The organism is Dyadobacter sp. HNCC25DJ186, from assembly GCF_056895235.1.
In genome coordinates this window covers 211,543-231,471 of the sequence record NZ_JBXHAS010000003.1, presented here as the reverse complement: position 1 = coordinate 231,471, position 19,929 = coordinate 211,543, and the positions used below count along the sequence as shown (strand labels likewise).

Below are 19,929 nucleotides of genomic sequence, written 5' to 3'. Positions count from 1 at the left end.
GACTTTTTCATAAAGTTCGACGAAAGTAACTTGGGATTTTATATCAGGAAAAAACAGCCGGCGGGAAGGAAAGCCGGTTTAGCAAATTTGTCTCGAAAAAATAAGGTAGTGAAAGTCTGATTCGTTAGGCTGAGAAAAGGCTGAGGAGATTTTTTCGATTCAAGTGATGTGTGATTTCGTAGGTAGTTAACAGGAAGGCTAATTTAGCTTTCCTGTTTTTTTTGAAATTTGGTATCATACGTTTTTGCATAGCCTAAGTTTCTGACTGGCACAGTAATTTATTACGCACACCATGGCTGAGCGTCGATAAAATTCAGTCTTCAGGAAATTGTATGGAAAAAATTGATGTAGAAAAACGCCAGATAGGAATAAATTTTAACGAAAACGGACAGGCAGAAATCGTCTTATGGGCACCTAAAGTCGGGCTTGTTGAGATATATTATGTAGATAAAAATCAAAGTGAGCCGCTTTTCGGTGGTGAGCAGGGATTATGGACACTAACGTCGGATACCCTGGATCCTGGGGATCTATATTTTTTTAAGCTGGATGGAAAAGTTCAATTTCCTGACCCGGCGTCGCTCTCGCAGCCTGATGGCGTACATGGCGCGTCACAAGCAATTAATATTAAAGATTTCAGCTGGACAGACGAAAAATGGAAAAACATCGAACTGAAAGATTATATATTATATGAACTGCACGTTGGCACTTTTACCGATGAAGGCACTTTTGCTGCGCTTGAAGAAAAACTGGATTATCTGATTGATCTGGGTGTTACGGCGATTGAAATTATGCCGGTAGCCCAGTTTTCAGGAGAGCGAAACTGGGGATACGACGGCGTTTTTCCGTTCAGTGTCCAGACTTCATATGGAGGAGCAAAAGGGCTTCAACACCTTGTCAATACCTGTCACAATAAAGGTCTTGCAGTGGTCCTTGATGTCGTATATAATCACATCGGCCCGGAAGGAAATCATTTCGAAAATTTTGGGCATTATTTTACCGGGAAATATCACACCCCCTGGGGAAACGCGATCAACTTTGATGATGCCTGGTGTGACCACGTGCGGAATTATTTCATTGAAAACACGCTGATGTGGTTCCGGGATTTTCACATTGACGGATTGCGTATGGACGCTGTTCATGCCATCAAGGATTTTAGTGCCCTGCATATTTTACAGGAAATTAAGTTGCATGTCGACGAGCTGATTCAAAAGACCGGGCGGAATCATTATCTGATTGCTGAGCTTGACTTAAATGATACGCGATACATAAATCCGATCAGTAAAGGAGGATTTGGGCTTGATACGCAATGGATCGATGAGTTCCATCATGCTTTGCGGGTAAGCTCAGGCCAGCCCCAAACCGGTTATTATTCGGATTTTGAAGGTGTTGTTTCCTTAGCCAAATCATACGAAGACGCCTACGTGTATGACGGCGGTTATTCAGAACATCGCAAGAAAAAATTTGGTACAAAAGCGACTGAAAATCCGGGACAGCAATTTGTCGTTTTTTCTCAAAATCATGACCAGACGGGCAACCGTATGCTTGGTGAGCGTACCAGTGCTTTGGTAAGTTTTGAAATGCAAAAGTTACTCGCCGGAGCGGTATTGGTCAGCCCTTATTTGCCCATGTTGTTTATGGGAGAAGAGTATGGAGAAACCAATCCATTCCAGTATTTCGTAAGCCATACCGACCCGGAACTTGCTGAAGCAGTACGAAAAGGCCGAAAAAAGGAGTTTGAAGCTTTTCATATTGAGGGTGAGGCACCGGATCCTATGTCCGAAGAAACTTTCATGAATTCGAAACTTCAATGGCGGTTGATTGAACAGGAACCATATAAAACCCTGCTCAGCTTTTACAAAAAATTAATTGCCATGAGAAAGGAACAGGCAGCTTTGCATGTGCTCAACCGGAAAGATGTTTCGGTAGAATGCCTGGCTGAGCAGGAGGCGATTATTTTACAAAGACAGCATAAAATTCAACATACGATCTGTTTGATGAATTTTTCAAAACTTCCGCAGCAGATTAAAGTACCCGTTTTTTCACCGGTTTGGCACAAACTGATCGCTTCATCTGATTTGAAATGGAAAGGATCGGAAGATCTGCCCAGAACCATTTCAGAAGAAATTTCCCTGCTTTTACCGCCAGAATCTTTTACCCTTTACAGCAACGAGCATGAATAATCCAATCGCTACTTACCGCTTTCAATTTCACAAAGATTTTACTTTAAATGAACTTGAAAAGCTTATTCCATATTTGAAAAAACTTGGAGTAAGTACTATTTACGCTTCACCGGTTTTTAATTCCACTGCCGGCAGTATGCACGGTTATGACGGTGTGAACCCGAATAAAATTGATCCTGAGATCGGCAGTCTGGATACTTTGAAATCGATCGGCGCGTTGCTGAAAAATGAGGGAATGGGTTGGCTTCAGGACATTGTCCCGAATCACATGGCATTTCATTCAGAAAATTCCTGGCTTATGGATATTCTGGAAAAAGGAGAAAAATCCATGTACTCAACGTTTTTTGACGTGGCCTGGAATAGCCGGCTTTTTCAGGGAAAACTAATGGTTCCTTTTCTCAGCTCTGATCTTGAAGAATTAATCAAAAAAGGGGAAGTGAAGGTTGAATATGATTCAAACAGACTGGTGATCAGATATGAAGAATCTGTATTTCCTGTTAATCCCAAATCCTATCTGACGATTTTGTCTGCCGAGCCTGTTTCTGAAAACCAGGCGGTTCAGCAAATTATCTCTCAGATTAAGGAAGCGCGCGAAATTGAGGAATCATATTTATTTTCGCAGCGCTGGAATGAAATTCTTCTTCAATTAAAATCTTTGTCGGCAGACGAAAAAGTTAAAAACTGGCTTGAAGAAAAACTGGCTGGAATCAATGCAGACGAAGCAGAACTTCGTGAGCTTATTGACCATCAGGCATACGCCTTATGCCACTGGCAGAAAACGGAGCAGCAGATTAATTTTCGCCGCTTTTTTACTGTGAACGGTTTGATTTGTTTGAATATCCAGAATGAAGAGGTATTTAATGAATATCATCGACTGACGAAAACCCTGATTGACGAAGGTGTTTTTCAGGGTATCAGGATCGATCATATCGATGGATTATTTGATCCGGATTTATATCTGGAAGAATTGAGAGCAATGGCTGGCGAAGAAACTTATATCGTGGTTGAAAAGATTCTTGGGCAGGACGAAGAAATGCCTGAAAAATGGCCTATCCAGGGAACGACAGGTTATGAGTTTCTAGCATCAGTTAATAACGTTTTGACCAATAACCGGGCTGAAAAAGAATTCACTGATTTTTACCATGAACTGACAGGAGAGCAGGACAAACCGAAAAGCCAGCTGCTGGAAAAAAAGGCAATTATTTTATACGAACACATGGGTGGAGAGCTTGAAAATCTTTATCAGCTCTTCGTTGAATTAAATTTGACGCAGCCTGAAAACATTGAGAAGCTGGGCAAGGAAAATGTCAAAAATGCCATCGGTGAGTTTCTGATCCACTGTCCCGTTTACCGTTATTATGGATCATTTCCATTTGAAGAAAACGTAAAAACAGCACTGGAAAATATTTTCAAAGAGGTAAGTACCGTTCATCCCCAATTATCAGACGCCGTTTCATTACTGGAATCCTGTTTTCTTTCGGTTTCTGAATTAGGTGATGAAAATTATAATGAACGGGTGTTGGAGTTTTATCATCGGTGCATGCAATTTACCGGCCCGATCATGGCAAAAGGCGGTGAAGATACTCTGATGTATACCTATAACCGCTTTATCGGTCATAGTGATGTTGGAGATTCGCCAGAAAGCTTTGGTATGTCTGTTGAAGATTTTCATAAGAAGATGAAATACCGTCAAAAAAACTGGTCGTTATCTCAGAACACAACGTCCACACATGATACAAAAAGAGGAGAAGACGTGCGAACTCGTCTGAATGTGCTGACTGATATTGGCGAAGACTGGTTTTCAAATGTGAGAGAATGGCAAAAACTTAATGCTCCGCTGAAACAAAAGTATTTTTCGCCGGATACGAATGATGAATATTTTATATACCAAAACCTGATCGGAGCCTATCCGATGCCAGGCGAAGATGAGGATGATTTTGGAAACCGTTTCGAGGAATATCTTGAAAAAGCATTTCGGGAAGCCAAGGTCAATACCAATTATTCCGAACCCAACGAAGCCTACGAAGCAGGTGTCAAAAGATTTGTAAAAGAACTGCTAAATAAACAAAACCCGTTCTGGGAGAAGTTTTCAGCTTTTCAGGAACAGATTATCGACCATGGTATTATTAATTCGCTGAGCCAGCTTTTATTGAAATTTACATGTCCGGGTATTCCTGATGTCTATCAGGGATGCGAATTATGGGATCTGAGTCTGGTTGATCCTGATAACCGCAGGCCGGTGGATTATGCAAAAAGGCAGCAAATTTTAGGCGAGTTTGATCATCATGACGATCAGGGGAAACTGTTAGAAGAGCTTTGGAAAAACAGAAAAAATGGAGCTGTCAAACTGTGGTTAACCAATCGACTTTTCAATTTACGCAAACATAACGTCACACTTTTTGCTGAGGGAAATTATGTTTCATTGAAGGTTGAAGGTATTTACAAACAAAATATTCTTGCGTTCGCGCGTGCCCATAAAGATTCGATTGCAGTCTCTGTGGTGCCATTACATACCGCTGCGCTTTGCAAGGAACAAAACACGGATTTTTTTAGTCTGGATTGGGGAAATACCAAAATCGTTTTACCGGAAGGTTTGAATAGTGACTGGGAGAATCTGGTTTCAGGAAACCGGGAAGAATATCAGCATAAAATTGCTGCGGGAGAATTATTTAAACAATTCCCAATTGCACTGCTAAAAGGGACTAAGGTAAATAACGAGCGTGGTGCAGGCATTTTAATCCATATTTCCTCGCTGGTTTCCCCGTTTGGCATTGGTGACCTTGGACCAGAGGCCTATGCTTTTGCAGATTTTTTACACCGCAGTAATCAAAAAGTATGGCAACTGCTCCCGCTGAATCCTACCGAATCTGCACAGGGAAATTCTCCTTATAGTGCGCTTTCTAGTCGGGCTGGCAATCCGGTTCTGATCAGCCCGGAAATGCTCGCGAAGGACGGTTTTTTGCCGGATGTTGATCTTACCCAATATCATTTGCCCGAAACGGACAAAGTTGATTTTGGTGCTTCGGAAAAAACAAAAATGGAGCTTCTGGAAAAAGCGTATGTTGTTTTTAACCAAAATAATAACGCAGTTGATGCTGGAGATTTTGATAAATTCTGTAAGGACAACGCAGAATGGCTTGATGATTTTTCCTTGTATATGGTCATCAGAAACCACCAAAACGGAAAACCCTGGATCGAGTGGGAAGATAACTTCAAACTTCGGGATACTGAAACTCTGAAAACTTTAAAAAATACCGACTCCGGGAATATCCGTTTTGTGAAATGGGTGCAGTATATTTTTGACAAACAATGGAAAGCGTTGCGGAAATATTGCAATGAAAATAATATTGAATTTCTGGGAGACCTTCCGTTTTATGTCAGCTATAATTCCGCCGATGTCTGGGCTCACCGGGATCTGTTTTTGCTGGATGAGAACGGAAAAATAACCGGTGTTGCCGGCGTTCCGCCAGACGCCTTTTCCGAAACAGGTCAATTATGGGGCATGCCGGTTTTTGACTGGGAGGCACTGAAAGACCAGCGATATCAATGGTGGATCGACAGACTGAAAAAAAACATTGAGCTTTTTGATTTTGTCCGGCTTGACCATTTTCGCGCTTTTGCTGACTACTGGGTTGTGCCCGGAAATGAGGATACCGCTGAAGACGGCGAATGGAAACCAGGGCCCGGTGAAGAATTTTTTGAAGTACTAAAATCTTCGCTGGGTAGTTTACCATTTGTGGCTGAGGACCTGGGAGAAAGCAGCCCAGCCGTATACTTACTCCGTGATAAGCTGGAACTTCCTGGCATGAAAGTATTGCAGTTTGCCTTTGAGGAGAATATGTCGCAGTCAGAATATATTCCTCACCGTTATGAACCCAACTTTATAGTCTATACTGGTACCCATGATAATAATACAATCCGGGGATGGTTCAGGCAAGGTATTGATAGTAATACAAAAGATCGATTGGAAAGTTACGTAGGAGTTTCCCTCAATGAGGAAAATGTTTATTCAGTTATGGCAAGACTCGCATATTCGTCAGTAGCCAAAACGGCAATTTTACCAATTCAGGATGTTTTAAATCTTGACGAAAATAGTAAAATGAACAGCCCGGGTTCACAAAGTGGTAATTGGTTATGGCGACTTACTCCGGGACAAATTACGAAGGAGAGCGAAGATTTTTTAAAACAATTAACCCTATTATTTGATCGCGATTGAACATTAAAAGCACAAAACGGACGAACTATGGAAACACGCAAACCTCGGCATCGCAAACGAAAGGCATTTTATTTCTTTATTGGGTTTATTGCATTGATTGTAATTGTCAGAATAATTTTACCTTATGTGGTACTCCATCTAGTAAATAAAAATCTGGCGACCATGAAGGGGTATTATGGTCACGTAAACGATATTGACCTGGAAATAATTCGTGGTGCTTATAAGGTTGATAGCATTTATTTAAACAAAAAAGATACCATATCAAATAAACAAACACCGTTTTTTGCAGCATCGTTGATTGACCTTTCCGTTGAATGGAAGGCTCTTTTTAAAGGATCAATTGTTGGTGAGGTGGCGATGCAGGAGCCGATGATACGGTTCACCAAAGATAAGGTGGAACCCAAAGACGTAGCCAAGGATTCCTCAGCTTTGAAGGAATTGTTGGATGATTTTATGCCGCTTCAAATCAACCGGTGTGAAATTAACAATGGCAGAATCCAGTACATTGACGAATCGACAAAACCAAAGGTTGACCTCCAGATGACAGATCTTCACCTGCTGGCTGAAAATTTACGTAATAGCTATGATTCCACGGTTGTATTGCCTGCTACGATTGATGCGTCGGCAAATGTTTACGATGGGACTTTAACTTTTGATGCCAAAGCAAATCCTTTGGCAGTTACCCCAACATTCGATATGAGTGCTGAACTGAAAAATACGAATATGGTCAAGTTGAATGACTTTTTTCAGGCTTATGCAAAAATTGACGTAAATAAGGGGATTTTTGGTTTGTACACAGAGGTTGCCGCCAAGGATAAAAAGTTCGCCGGATATGTGAAACCGATCATCAAAGACCTGGATGTGTTGGGAAAAGAGGACCGGAAAGATAATCTTTTACATAAATTATGGGAAGGCGCAGCAGGAACAGTAGCAGAAATTTTTGAGAACCAGCGGAAGGATCAACTGGCAACAAAAATCCCCTTCAAAGGAGATATGGATAAGCCCGATACGAATGTCTGGTATGCCTTATCAAATGTTTTGCAGAACGCTTTTATACATGCGCTGCAACCGACTATCGACAATGAGATTTCGATCGGCTCCGTGAAGGTAGGTAAGGATGAAGACAAAACTTTCCTGCAAAAGATATTCTCGAAAGATGGTGATAAGAAGGACAAAAAAAAGGAAGATAAAAATAACAAGGATTAGTAATCACAAAACCATAAGATTATGAGCAAGCCAAAATTTGAAGAGGGAACCTGGGTTAAAGAGAAAATGGGTACAAAAGGAATGACGGTTGTCAGCGTGACTGGCGGAGAAGTTCGCTGCGCATTCGACGATGAAGAAGGTGAGCCTATTGAAGAAACTTTTAAAGAGGAAGATTTGGAACTATTGGACCAAAAGTAGTCAAGAAGATAGGAAATTAAATTAAAAAAATCTATGGGAAATTCTGGTTCTCCGGCTGGCACGCTTGGAACTGTTTCAGCAGTTTTTTTTAGTAAAAAGGATGCTGACAACGCCTACAATGCGTTACTCAAACGCGGACATACCCCTGATGATATTTCGGTTTTAATGTCAGATGAAACGCTGGGTAAATCTGAAGATCAGGCTGTTCAAACTTCTGAGGATCTGGGAGAATCAGAATCTGCCATTAGAAATACGTCGGATGTAATCGCTGATGCGATTGTATCTATATCTTCAATGATTTCACTTCCGGGACTGGGAGTTGCTATATGCCGAACTTTTTTTAGAAGAACGCCGGTAATAAAATCTTCAAAAGCAAACACAGAAACAGCCGACCAAAAAGACTCAAAATTAATGGTGGAGCACAAGGATTCTCTCGGGCTTAGCATGAAAGAGGGTGGAATTATAATCAGCGTAGACCCACGAAATTTTGAAGAAAAAACGGCGATCATCAAAGATTTTCATGATAACAATGGCCATGATATCCTGGGTGATGACGGTTATACTGAGCTGGATTAATGGGGTAAAATACTTACTTTTTACCAAAAAATCTTTCTTTGGAATGTCCCCTTTTCTGAAAATCGCGGATTGCCTCAGCGGCTTCTATCGGTCTGTCAGATTCAAGAACTGATGCACCGTCGTTCGCGATGGAAATATAGGCAGTTTTACGCTCCCCGGGAGTTTTCAATTTATCATACGATGAAGCTGCTGAGATCATGCACATGGTTCCTCTTTTATGTAAGAGCGCATATAATTCCTGATTTTCCGGTTTTACCAAAGGTCCGATATAGGCGATCAGTTGCGTAAATGGTACACCGGATTTTTCATATTCTTCGTATTCCTTAATATTTCTGATGAAGGCGGAAAACATCCGATCCTTGTTGTCAGCCAGATAGAATTTTGCTTCGGCTACGCTATGAACAGTTACCATCATGAATGCATCAGCCTTATGTTTTCTTAATAAATCGGCTGTCATTTGAAGCGGGACGTCCTTGTGATCAAGATTCAGAACCGTCTTTCCGCGTGCCCATGTGATGGTTTCTTCCAGGGTAGGGATTCCAAAACGGGTAATATTTCCCTCTGCATCTTTCAAACGGAGTTGTTTCAGTTCTTCAAAAGTATAATCTGATAATTTGCCATTTCCAGTGGTGGTTCTGTCCAGGGTAGCATCGTGAAGTAACACGATCACACTATCTTTTGTCAGTCGGGGATCGATTTCGAAAAATGCGGGAGTATGTTTAAGCGTATTTTCAAATGTCGCAATAGAGTTTTCAGGAAAACCCGGAACCATACCACCGCGGTGACCGGAAATCAATACAACATCATGATTCGTATACCTGAAAAGTTCATGCAGATCTTTCGCAGTCTTTAATTTCAAAATGTTCATTTTATCCTGCGCCTTTCCTACCAAAGTTGAAGACAACAGAATGGATATGGTAAATATTTTAAGCTTTTGAATTTTCATTTGTCAAGGTTTTAGCAGGCAGTTAAGCCCGCAATATTGCCATAATTTCTAAATGGCGGACGTTAACAAATTGTGACGCCCTGAAATCAGTTGAGGCTAAAAGCTTTTTGTACATGCCGAAGTTGAGCATTACAATTTGCTTCGAGATATTGGATGAGTTCGGGAGTAATTATATTTTTTTACAATAGGGTATAATACGCTAAAAATCACATCCTTAAACAAAGTCGTCCTTTTGGCATTAAAATAAGAAAAAGTAATAATAAGCGTGCTCTTTATTTTTTTGAATCTCCAACCGATCTTCTGAAATATAAACAAACGTATCATGAAACAGACACCTCTTCGATTATTATTCATCATAGCTTTTTTGTCTTCCTACGAAACTGATGCTAACCCGAAAAAATGTTCCCCTAAGCTTCATCCTAAGGAGATAAGTAAGTATCAATTCAATGAGTTTAAGGATGGGCAGGTTTATTTCAAAAATGGGAAATTTACGAAAGCTAAGCTCAACTATGACCATCTGCACGGAGCGATTGAATTTATTTCCCCGACTAATGATACGCTCATCATGACGAATAAAGAGCGTATAGACTTTATCGCACTTAATGAACGAATTTATTATGCTCAAAAAGACCATGGAGAGATCGAGGTCGTAGCGGAATATGGGAAAGTGATGCTTGCTAAAAAAACGCATTTGGTTTTAAAAGGAAACAAAACAAATACCTCTGAGCAGAAGTATTCGGCAAACTCTGAAAGCACGACACCGACTTACTTACTAATTTCAAATCAGGCCGGTGAATTTGGCTGGCAAAATACTACGACAAAGCCAGATTATCAATATAAAACCGACTACTATCTGATTGATCAAAACCGAGTGTCTCATCTGGCAAAAAAATCCGGATTTATGAAGGTATACGGTAGACAGAAGGCGCTATTGTCTGATTATTTCCGTAAAAATAAGGTTGATTTCGGTGATCCGGATCAATTAAGATCACTGCTTCGGTTTTGCAATGCGCTGTGATAATTCGAATAGACAAGTCTGTTCATTTTCCCTATGAAGTTAAGATCAAAACTTCACCATTTTCTAAACGATCATTCTTGCGGTTTTCGCGCTAATCTGCGACATACGATCGCGTTGTAATTATTACTACTTCTTTTATAAAGTATTGGATGTCAAAGCTTTAAATTTGTGTGTTAGTCATAGACTTAAATAGTAAAATCGACCGCATGCGAAGTTGAAAACTCCTTTCAGAGATTTTTTAGAAAAAAAGTCTGGAATGTATTCTTCAAGCCGCAACCTTAATTAAGATTTTGAGCTCATTGAGATTGAGCATGTTGTATTGGTATGAAAGTTTTCCAATCAAAAAAAGAATCAACCTTCTAAATATTTTTATCCAATCAAAATTCTTAATATTTTTTCGGGAATGAGGCAACCTTTTACATTCCCCAATTCTTATTATAGTAATTCGTTCCTAACAATTTTGATTACACTTTCCAACATTTCCGATGCTCAAAAAAATGATGTTCGTGCGCAACGGATAATTTTTGATACGTATGGAAAAGTGTTATATCGGTTAGCGAAACGATATTTATCTGTTTCGGACAAAGCTGAGGACGCGGTGGCAGAATCGTTTTTTATCATTTTAAAAAAGCTGAATACTTGTCATTTCCTGGCAATTCCCCCATTCGAAATGTGGATGAAGAGAATCGTTGTCAACGAATGCCTGAGAATTTTAAAAAAGGATAAGCGATTCGAGATATTGTCAGATGGCGAGGATTTGAGTTTTGTTGTCGACGATGAAACGATTGAAAGCCTTACCGCGGAAGAAATTTTCAAAGTTATCGGAACGTTGCCGACTGGTTATCGTACAGTATTTAATCTGTACCAAATAGAGGGATATACGCATTCGGAAATTGCTGAAATGTTAAATATTACGATTGGAACTTCTAAGTCTCAGCTGAGCAAGGCAAAGAGTTTATTGCAAAAGAAAATTATTGAGCTTGATCCATCTTATGCAAAACGAAAAGTTATTTAAAAAAATAAAGGACGCAGTTCTCAGGGACGTTGACGATTCCGACGATTGGAATCCGGAAAAGGTATGGCTGAAAATTGAAAAAAGGCAGAACCTGAAACTCAGGAGGCTTTGGCTATCGGGCCTTGCTGCTTGCCTGATACTGGGTATTGGTATATCATTTATTCTTTTGAATGGTGCTGATAATCAGTTGGTTGTGAAAGGAGTTGCCGGCAATACATCGATTGTTCTTCAGCAGGATAAATTGACTAAAAGTTTACCCGGCAAGTCGAGGAAAACACCTGCAGCTAAATCAAGATCCAGTTTTGAAGAAAGCCTTCCTGATTTGCTCGCTGAGAGGGATGAAGGGGGCGAAAGTTTGTCGGTTCAAGAGAATGACTCTGTACAGAAATATACATCTTTTTCCGTTTTGGCGCAGGCAATTCCAACCCCTGAGCTTCCTGGGGATTCTATGAGGAATGTGGTAAAAGGATCGTCTGAGAGACCTTCTAAACCGGAGAAAGTACTTATTGCGGAGATTGAACTTCCGGGAGAAAGCGTGGAAGAAGCACCAACATTAAGACGGATGTTTGAAACAGCAAAGGGAGAAAGGGAGTCCAGAAAAATACGTGTGAACTTTGGTACTAATAGAAAAAAAACGGCACTGTGGTCATTTGTTCAGCATAGTTTTACTGATAATTCCGCCAATCCGGATTCGGGTTTTCTTTTAAAAAGAGCATATTAAACTATATAAATTGTCAATTGTTTTTACTTATTAGCCATGAAAATTTTATCATTATTCCTTTTTGCTGTGCTGCTTTCTCCTGCCTATGCATCCGTTCCGGACACTATTATTTTAAACGCCGGGAAAAACAGTAAAGTGATTTTCTACGGGAAGTCGGGTCTGGATCTGAAAAATCTTGAGAAGCTGGATCTAAACAAAATTATCAAGGAACTTAACCAGAGACAAAATTCCTCAGATTCGGTTGCGAAACAATTGGTGAAACTGGATGAGAAGGGATATTTAAGTCCATCATTAAGTGAACCAAAACTATCCTGGAAGCAAAAATATTTGGCCAAAACCTTCCTAAATCTATATGTTGGCCGAGGAAATGACAAGGGGCGATATATTTTTTTTCAGCCTGCATCAGCTCTTTTAAATCATCCGACCGCTCAATTGACCAGTGAAATAATTATGCAGAATAAACTGAGCACCAGTTTAGCGGCTGTCCATGATATGATTATAGCAGACGGAGCAAAATTTACCTTTAGCCTTCGGTACGGCCTGGGAGTTGGCTATAATTTGCATCGTTATGTTCATTGGACATTATTGCAGTCTGTCAATAATGCTGAGGCTAGTGAGATCGTGCTGAGAGCCCGGAATTTGATAAGCCAGGAAAAAATAGAAGCCAAACAATCTGATTTCAGCGCCTTTCAAAGTCACTTTCAAATGGCTCCAAAATTTGCAATCAAAAATGCGAAAGGGCAGTCGACTTTCTTCCTGAGCGCCGGAGTTAGATTTAATTATGACCGGGTTTTTGAGAATTTTGATCCGGCGGCTTATTCGGCGGGGATGTCTTTAAATGCTACACGAGGAATCATAAGCACTTTCCATGGCCCGGTTATCAGTGGGGGAGGTTATAGCGTTTATAGTAGAAAAAATAATTTTGGCACGAGTTATATCGCAGAAGCCGGCTATAAGTGGATTGGATTATTTGTCAACTTATATCCCGAAAATGTTGTTTTGACAACAAAATTAATAGGTAAGACGGAACGTCCGGATTCTGGTTTTATTAAAGACAAAAAGGGAAAAATAGGCTACGTCTCTTTTGGTATCAAGTTAGGTAGATAAGAAAATACTGCCTTGGAATTTTGGTTCTGTTATTATCTTCATTTCCGTGGTTGGTCTATTGGAATAAATCTAAGCAAATCATCTATATTAATAACTTTCCCAATTTGTCTTATTCTTTGTCTGATGACTTTTCGATCAGGTGAAGAGTATCTGCTGATAAATTTCACAATGACTCTAATTTTCGCAGCTGTGGTAGTGAAAGTGTTTCAGAAAGTGTATTTAGGACACTATTTTTTTGCAATCTCTTTTATTATCGTATATAGCTTAGAGGTAGATATTCTCAAAAAGATTTTTGCATTTTGGAAGCATGATGCGCTCGGTATAGGGTCATATCACTACCAAACTATTCTGACTTAATAGATTTTGGTGATCCGGAAAAACAGAGCAAAAAGTTTGGGGATATTCACTTTTTGCAAATGATTAATTTTCCTTTAGGTAAATTCGTACTACGCGAAGTAGAAAAATTTGTACGTAAACTTTTTAATGATAATCTTTATGATATTATTAGGTGTGAAAATAATTTGCGCTTTACTCTACCTGTAATTTTCTGACTGATTATTTAAAATTGCTTTGCGATTAACAAGTATATTTTATGGTGGACCAGAATTTTTCGAACTCGGTTTTTAAAGCCCTGCCGACGCCGACGATTGTTTTACTGCCAGATGCTCCTCTATTTACGATTGTCTGTGCGAATGATGCTTATCTGGAAATAGTGCGACTGGGTGAGTCAGACCTGGAAGGGAAAGGATTTTTTGATGCCTTTTCAAACTACCCCTATGTCAAATTACCGGAATGGAAAAACCTTTTTGAAAAACTTCTTGAAGACAAGCTTCCGAATAAGACACCTATTTTTGACTTTCCGGTTCATGACAAAGCCACAGACCAGTTGCAAATCAGAAGCCTAATTGCCTCAAACACGCCGGTCTTTGACGCAAACAATGAGGTGAAATATATTATTCGTACTGTTTCTGACGTTACCGAGCTTGTCAAAAACGAAATCAACGAAAAAACATCAGCCACCAGCCTGGATAAAAATGAAAAATTTCTGACAGAGACACAAAGAATTGCGCGGGTTGGTAGCTGGGAGGTTGATCTGTCGAGCCGCGTATTAAAATGGACGGATGTCGCGCGAGAAATTCATGAAGTGGAATCTGGAAATGAGATCGATTTTGATACGGTAAGTAGTTTTTATAGTCAGGGAAGAGACTGGGAAACTTTAAATTTGGTGATCAAGCGAGCATCCCAGCTAGGCGAGTTTTTCGATCTCGAGGCCAGTATGATCAGCGCGAAAGGTAATTTTCGTTGGGTACGGGTAACGGGTTTGGGAGAATTGAAAGATGGTAAGTTCGCTCGTCTGTATGGTTCCATGCAGGATATCACGGATCGTAAGGTAATCGAAGAAGAACTTCTGGAATCAAAAAACAAATTCGAATCCCTTGTACAAACTGTTGACGGCATTGTGTGGGAAACAGATGTTTTTACCCATGACTTTACTTTTGTGAGCGATCAGGTCAAGACAATTCTGGGCTATTCTCCCCAGCAATGGCTGGATACTCCTCATTTCTGGGAAAGTCATATTTATGAGGAGGATCGTGAGCAAGCTATTTGTTTTTGCGTGGAAAAGTCGAAAATATCCAAAAATTATGATTTTGATTATCGTATGGTCCATGCGGATGGAAGTCTCGTCTGGATTAAGGATATGGTTTCGGTCATTCATGAAGCGGGCAAGGAAACGAAACTTCGGGGTGTGATGATTGACATTACGGAACAGAAACGTCTTACGGAATTGGAGCGATTGGAAAAATCTGTTCTGGAACTTAATGCCCGGAAAAATTCTCCCATACAGGATGTTTTGACTACTTATATTTTGGGGATAGAGAAGATTTTCCCTAAAATGCTGTGTTCTGTGCTACAGGTCAGGAACAAGCAACTTTACAATTGGGCATCTCCTTCTTTGCCAATAGAATATATTAACTCGATAGAGGGCATTCCTGCACTGGAAAATGTAGGTTCATGCGGAACTGCCGCATTTCTTAAAAAAAAGATAATTGCCAGTGATATAGAAAACGACAGCCGTTGGGCGGGATTTAAACAATTGGCACTTCCATATGAACTTCGTTCTTGCTGGTCTCATCCGGTTATTAACTCAGAAGGACAGGTGATGGCGACTTTTGGCATTTACTATAATGAAGTGAAATCGCCTCAACCAGAGGAGGTTGAGACAATTAACCGGTTTACCTCGATTTTGGGAATTATTTTGGAGAACAGACATAATTCTGAGCTTTTAGAGGAAAATACCCAGCTAATGAAACAGGGCCAGGAACTTGCTCATTTTGGTAACTGGCAATGGGATTTTTATAACGATAAAGTCACCTGGTCAGATTCACTTTTTTCGATTTACGGAATTGAGAAGGCCGATTTCAAAGCATCCTTTCAAAGTTATCAGGAGATGTTACATCCTGATGACAGGGAAAGTGTAGTGGACAAAATACAAGGTGTTTTGAATACCAGACAAGATATCGTTTTTGAAGAAAGAATCATCCGTCCAACGGGTGAGATCCGTCATTTAAAATCGTGGGGCCGACTAAAAACGGATGCCCATGGAAAGCCCGTGAAAATGATTGGTGCATGCCTGGATATTACGGAAGGTAAAAAGGCACAACAGGATTTAAAAGCCAGCGAATCTCGGTTATTGACGCTTGTAGACGAATTGAAATCAAGCAATGCCCGATATGAATATGTCAATAAAGCAACCCGGGACGCCATTTATGAATGGGATATGTTGAAAGATCACATTGCCTGGGGTGATGGGTTCTCTCGTTTGTTTGGCTATGAAATAGGACGGGAGAATTATCCTGTCAGTAAGTGGGTTAGTCTGATACATGAGTCTGATGTAGAATTTGTAAGTAAAAGTTTATCATCTGCACTGCAAAATCGGACTCAGCATAGCTGGACAGCTGAGTATCAATTTAAAAAATCAGATGGAATCTACGCGTTTGTCCAGGAGAATGGTTACATCATTCGTAACCCGCAGGGAGAAGTGGTCCGGATGATTGGCGTGCTTCGGGATGTATCTCAAAGGAAAAAAACACAGCTTAAATTAGTTCGTAAATCAGCATTACTTGCTGTAATTGCTGAGGTAAACAGTAGTCTTTTACAATATGATAATTGGCTTTGTGCTATCAACCACTCTTTCGGAATAGTAGGTAAGACAATAGATGTGGATAGGGTTTATTATTTTGAGAACTATACAGATCCGGGATCCGGTAAAATATATTGTAACCAAAAACTGGAATGGAATTCAGGAAGATTTCAGTCGCAACTTGATAATCCTGATTTGCAAAATGTGCCGCATGAGGCGTTCACCGAGCTTATGTCGCCATTGGAGAACAATAAGCCGTACATCGGAATTGTAAGCAAAATGCCTCAGTCGGAGTTTAAAGACGGATTGATCAGCCAGGATATCAAATCGATATTAATATTTCCGGTTTTCGCTAAAAATAAGTTTTACGGTTATATCGGTTTTGACGATTGCCAAAAGGAGCGGTATTGGGACGAAGATGAAAGGTCATTTTTGAAAAGTATCGCTGTAAATCTTGCCAAAGTAATTGAGACTGAGGCGGCGGATCAGGCACTTCTATCGGCTTTTGAGGAAAAGAACAGAATATTAGAAAGTATTCAGGATGGCTTCTTTGCAGTATCAACGGATTGGATCGTTACTTATTGGAATCGGGAAGCGGAGAATCTTACGGGTATTAAACGCGAAGAAATTGTTGGTAAGAGTATCTGGAAAACTTATTACCAAAATATTCCGCCGAGATTTTATAATCTGTATCTCAAAGCCACGCAGGAAAATATACCCGTACGTTTTGAGGAAGAGCTCGTTCGTATAGAGAAATGGTTTGAAGTCAATGCCTATCCAACCACGGACGGCTTGACGGTCTATTTCAAAGACATTACGGAGAGGAAAATAACAGAATCTCAGTTAAAGGATATGCACCGGGAGCTTGAAAAACATATAAAAGTTCTGGCAGTATCAAACGCTGAGCTCGAACAGTTTGCTTATGTCGCTTCGCACGATTTACAGGAACCTTTGCGTATGGTAACCAGTTTTTTAACGTTGCTTGAAAAAAAGTACGGTGAATCGCTTGACGACAAGGCCAAGGTTTATATTTATTACGCGGTGGACGGTGCCAAAAGAATGCGCCAGATTATTCTGGATTTACTTGATTTTTCCAGGGTAGGAAAAAATAAGGAAAATCCGGAAAAAGTAGACGTTGATGGTGTGATCCGGGAGATTCTCACTTTATACCAAAAGAAAATAAAGGAGGAAAAAGCCAAAATTGAGTTTTCCGGAATGCCGCAAATCATGGCATTTAAGGCCCCGTTACGGCAGGTTTTCCAAAACCTGATCAGTAATGCTTTGAAGTATCAAAAGAGAGACCAAAGTCCTTACATCAAAATTGTCAGCGTAGAAACACCTACACATTGGCAATTTTGTGTGACTGACAACGGATTAGGTATCAATAGTCAGTATTTCGAAAAGATTTTCGTTATCTTTCAACGTCTCCACAACCGCGATGAATATTCCGGAACGGGCATGGGGCTGGCAATTACAAAAAAAATTGTAGAGAGCCTGGATGGTAAAATTTGGGTGGAATCAGAAGAGGGAAAGGGAAGTTCTTTTTATTTTACTATTGCTAAGCATTTAATGACGTTATGAAAGGTATTCATATTTTATTGGTAGAAGATAATGAAGGTGATATTTTACTGACCACGGAGGCGTTGAAGGAAGGTAAGGTATCCAATAAAGTCAGCGTTGTCCGCGATGGTGAAGAGGCACTCGACTTTCTTGATAAAAAAGGTAAATATGCGACGGAGGAAGTACCAGACCTTATTTTATTGGACGTAAACCTGCCTAGGAAAAACGGACATGAGGTACTGCACTATGTAAAAACAAACGAAAGTATTAAGCATATCCCAGTAATTATGCTGACCACTTCGTCGTCAGACATCGACGTTAAAAAGTCCTATACAAATCATGCGAACTGCTATATCACTAAGCCAGTGGAATCTGAAAGCTTTTTGAATGTGGTGGCAAACATCGAAAATTTCTGGATTAATATCGTAAAACTTCCATCACTCAGATAACAGGTTATGGAAAAGGACAAAAATCCGTACCGTATTTTGGTTATTGAAGATAACCCTGGAGATTTCGCACTGATCGAAGATTTTTTGGAAGATAAGATTCATCTTCCTCTAATTTATCAAGCAAAAACCTTCAAGGAAGGGGAGATGTTTTTAACAAAATCTGTTAAAAATGTTCACGTTATTTTACTTGATCTTTCTTTACCAGACAAAAGCGGAGAAGAATTGATAACAGAGATTCTTGCAATAAGCTCAGGAATCCCGATTATAATACTTACCGGTTATCCGGATGTGGCTTTTAGTGTCAAGTCTCTTTCTCTGGGCGTAGCGGATTATTTGGTCAAAGATGATTTATCTTCCTCCTCGCTTTTTAAAAGCATTCTTTACAGTATCGAACGGAAGAAGAAATCTCAGGAGCTTGAAGAATCTAAGCGACGGTACAGCGATCTTTTTCAGCTCAGTCCTCAGCCCATGTGGGTTTATGATATAGAAACACTGCGTTTTTTGAATGTCAATAATGCCGCGATAAAACACTACGGATATAGTTTTGAGGAATTTTTATCCATGACCATTCGTGATATCAGGCCGCCCGAGGAGCTTCCTAAATTAGACGAACAGTTGGATCGCCTGCGTCAAAAAGAAAACAGCCATTTGAGTGGGATTTACCTTCACTCAAAGAAAAATGGGGAAATCCTATGGGCCGAAATCCAGAGTAACATCATTTTGCTCAACAATGTTACTGCCCGGGTTGTTTTGGTAAATGACGTCACAGAACGGTTAAGATATATTCAGGAAATCGAAGAAAAGAATAAGAAATTACAAGAAATTGCCTGGATGCAGTCTCACGTGTTCAGAGCGCCTGTGGCTAGATTGATGAGCCTGATTGACCTGGCTACGAATTATGAAAATTCAGAGACAGAACAGCGCGAGTTCCTGGAACGGATGCTGGTATCTGTCCAGGAGCTGGATAAGGTGATCCGGTGTGTTGCCGGGAAAACAGATGAAATAGATCAATAAATTCGGCAGGAACCGGATCATTGATCTATTTCATTATAATTCCCTAGCTTCTATCCCAGAATGCAGGGGGCTCGATACCAAGCGCTCGCAGATATACGTAACCCTGCCCACGGTGGTGAATCTCATTATCGATCAAGTAAAATGTCATATATTGGATGGTACCCTCATACATGCCAAACGCCAAATCATTCTCCTGGAACCTGCCAGCAGGAATTTGCGGCCATAGGGTATTGATTTCTTCGGTTACCAAGTCCCACAATGCCAGGATCTCTTTTTTTGTTGACGGCGGCGGCGTTGAAAAATCAAATGGAAACTTTTCCGAAGTCCAGTTACCTGAAACGATTCCATGGATCCCAGGACCAGCAAGAACGATCATTTCCATCGTTAATTGTGCAAACGAGCGCATTCCACCGATTGAATAATTGTATAAATCTTCTTCCCCGAAAGCTTCAATGACGCGGCGGGTAAGACGGCGGTGTGCCTGCCAGTGATCTAATAATATTTCCGGCGTGATAACTACTTGTGGTAATGATTCCGGCGCTTTTACGTTCGATTCCATATTTTTTTGTTTTGATTAAAAG

14 protein-coding genes are annotated in these 19,929 nt (G+C 40.2%); 12 read left to right on the top strand and 2 right to left on the bottom strand.

The window, feature by feature from the left end:
- The first annotated feature begins 332 nt into the window (after nucleotides 1-332).
- The 5 genes from treZ to AC1XUO_RS10720 are packed head-to-tail and all read left to right on the top strand — an operon-like array spanning nucleotide 333 to nucleotide 8,376.
- Entirely contained in the window at nucleotides 333-2,180 is a 1,848-nt protein-coding gene (treZ, locus tag AC1XUO_RS10740; RefSeq protein ID WP_483329778.1) for a malto-oligosyltrehalose trehalohydrolase, read from the top strand.
- On the top strand, nucleotides 2,173-6,396 hold the full coding sequence (treY, locus tag AC1XUO_RS10735) for a malto-oligosyltrehalose synthase (protein ID WP_483329777.1): 4,224 nt from the start codon (nucleotides 2,173-2,175) through the stop codon (nucleotides 6,394-6,396). The genes treZ and treY overlap by 8 nt, the downstream gene beginning before the upstream one ends.
- A gap of 27 nt (nucleotides 6,397-6,423) precedes the next feature.
- Nucleotides 6,424-7,602, top strand: coding sequence for a DUF748 domain-containing protein (locus AC1XUO_RS10730; protein WP_483329776.1), 1,179 nt, complete (start codon nucleotides 6,424-6,426; stop codon nucleotides 7,600-7,602).
- A 21-nt stretch (nucleotides 7,603-7,623) separates the two neighbouring features.
- Nucleotides 7,624-7,800, top strand: coding sequence for a hypothetical protein (locus AC1XUO_RS10725; RefSeq protein WP_483329775.1), 177 nt, complete (start codon nucleotides 7,624-7,626; stop codon nucleotides 7,798-7,800).
- A 33-nt stretch (nucleotides 7,801-7,833) separates the two neighbouring features.
- Complete coding sequence (locus tag AC1XUO_RS10720; RefSeq protein ID WP_483329774.1) at nucleotides 7,834-8,376, top strand: hypothetical protein; 543 nt, start codon at nucleotides 7,834-7,836, stop codon at nucleotides 8,374-8,376.
- A gap of 13 nt (nucleotides 8,377-8,389) precedes the next feature.
- Here the strand turns inward: AC1XUO_RS10720 and AC1XUO_RS10715 are convergent, their stop codons facing one another.
- On the bottom strand, nucleotides 8,390-9,322 hold the full coding sequence (locus tag AC1XUO_RS10715) for a glycerophosphodiester phosphodiesterase family protein (protein ID WP_483329773.1): 933 nt from the start codon (nucleotides 9,320-9,322) through the stop codon (nucleotides 8,390-8,392).
- 322 nt (nucleotides 9,323-9,644) lie between these two features.
- Between AC1XUO_RS10715 and AC1XUO_RS10710 the strand changes: the two genes are divergently transcribed.
- The 7 genes from AC1XUO_RS10710 (at nucleotide 9,645) to AC1XUO_RS10680 (ending at nucleotide 19,348) form a co-directional block, all read left to right on the top strand.
- Nucleotides 9,645-10,340, top strand: a complete 696-nt coding sequence (locus tag AC1XUO_RS10710; protein ID WP_483329772.1) for a hypothetical protein — start codon at nucleotides 9,645-9,647, stop codon at nucleotides 10,338-10,340.
- A 403-nt stretch (nucleotides 10,341-10,743) separates the two neighbouring features.
- Nucleotides 10,744-11,355 (top strand): RNA polymerase sigma factor, encoded by a 612-nt coding sequence (locus AC1XUO_RS10705; RefSeq protein WP_483329771.1) that lies wholly within the window; start codon nucleotides 10,744-10,746, stop codon nucleotides 11,353-11,355.
- Complete coding sequence (locus AC1XUO_RS10700; protein ID WP_483329770.1) at nucleotides 11,333-12,076, top strand: hypothetical protein; 744 nt, start codon at nucleotides 11,333-11,335, stop codon at nucleotides 12,074-12,076. The genes AC1XUO_RS10705 and AC1XUO_RS10700 overlap by 23 nt, the downstream gene beginning before the upstream one ends.
- Nucleotides 12,077-12,112: 36 nt before the next feature.
- A complete protein-coding gene (locus AC1XUO_RS10695) occupies nucleotides 12,113-13,183 on the top strand; it encodes a hypothetical protein (RefSeq protein ID WP_483329769.1) in 1,071 nt (356 codons plus the stop codon).
- Nucleotides 13,184-13,775: 592 nt separating this feature from the next.
- A complete protein-coding gene (locus AC1XUO_RS10690; protein ID WP_483329768.1) occupies nucleotides 13,776-17,906 on the top strand; it encodes a PAS domain-containing protein in 4,131 nt (1,376 codons plus the stop codon).
- On the top strand, nucleotides 17,903-18,334 hold the full coding sequence (locus AC1XUO_RS10685) for a response regulator (protein ID WP_483329767.1): 432 nt from the start codon (nucleotides 17,903-17,905) through the stop codon (nucleotides 18,332-18,334). Before AC1XUO_RS10690 ends, AC1XUO_RS10685 begins: the two co-directional genes overlap by 4 nt.
- 6 nt (nucleotides 18,335-18,340) lie before the next feature.
- Entirely contained in the window at nucleotides 18,341-19,348 is a 1,008-nt protein-coding gene (locus tag AC1XUO_RS10680) for a PAS domain S-box protein (protein ID WP_483329766.1), read from the top strand.
- Between the two features lie 43 nt (nucleotides 19,349-19,391).
- Here AC1XUO_RS10680 and AC1XUO_RS10675 read toward each other — a convergent pair whose 3' ends face one another.
- Complete coding sequence (locus AC1XUO_RS10675; RefSeq protein ID WP_483329765.1) at nucleotides 19,392-19,907, bottom strand: DinB family protein; 516 nt, start codon at nucleotides 19,905-19,907, stop codon at nucleotides 19,392-19,394.
- Between the last annotated feature and the right edge of the window lie 22 nt (nucleotides 19,908-19,929).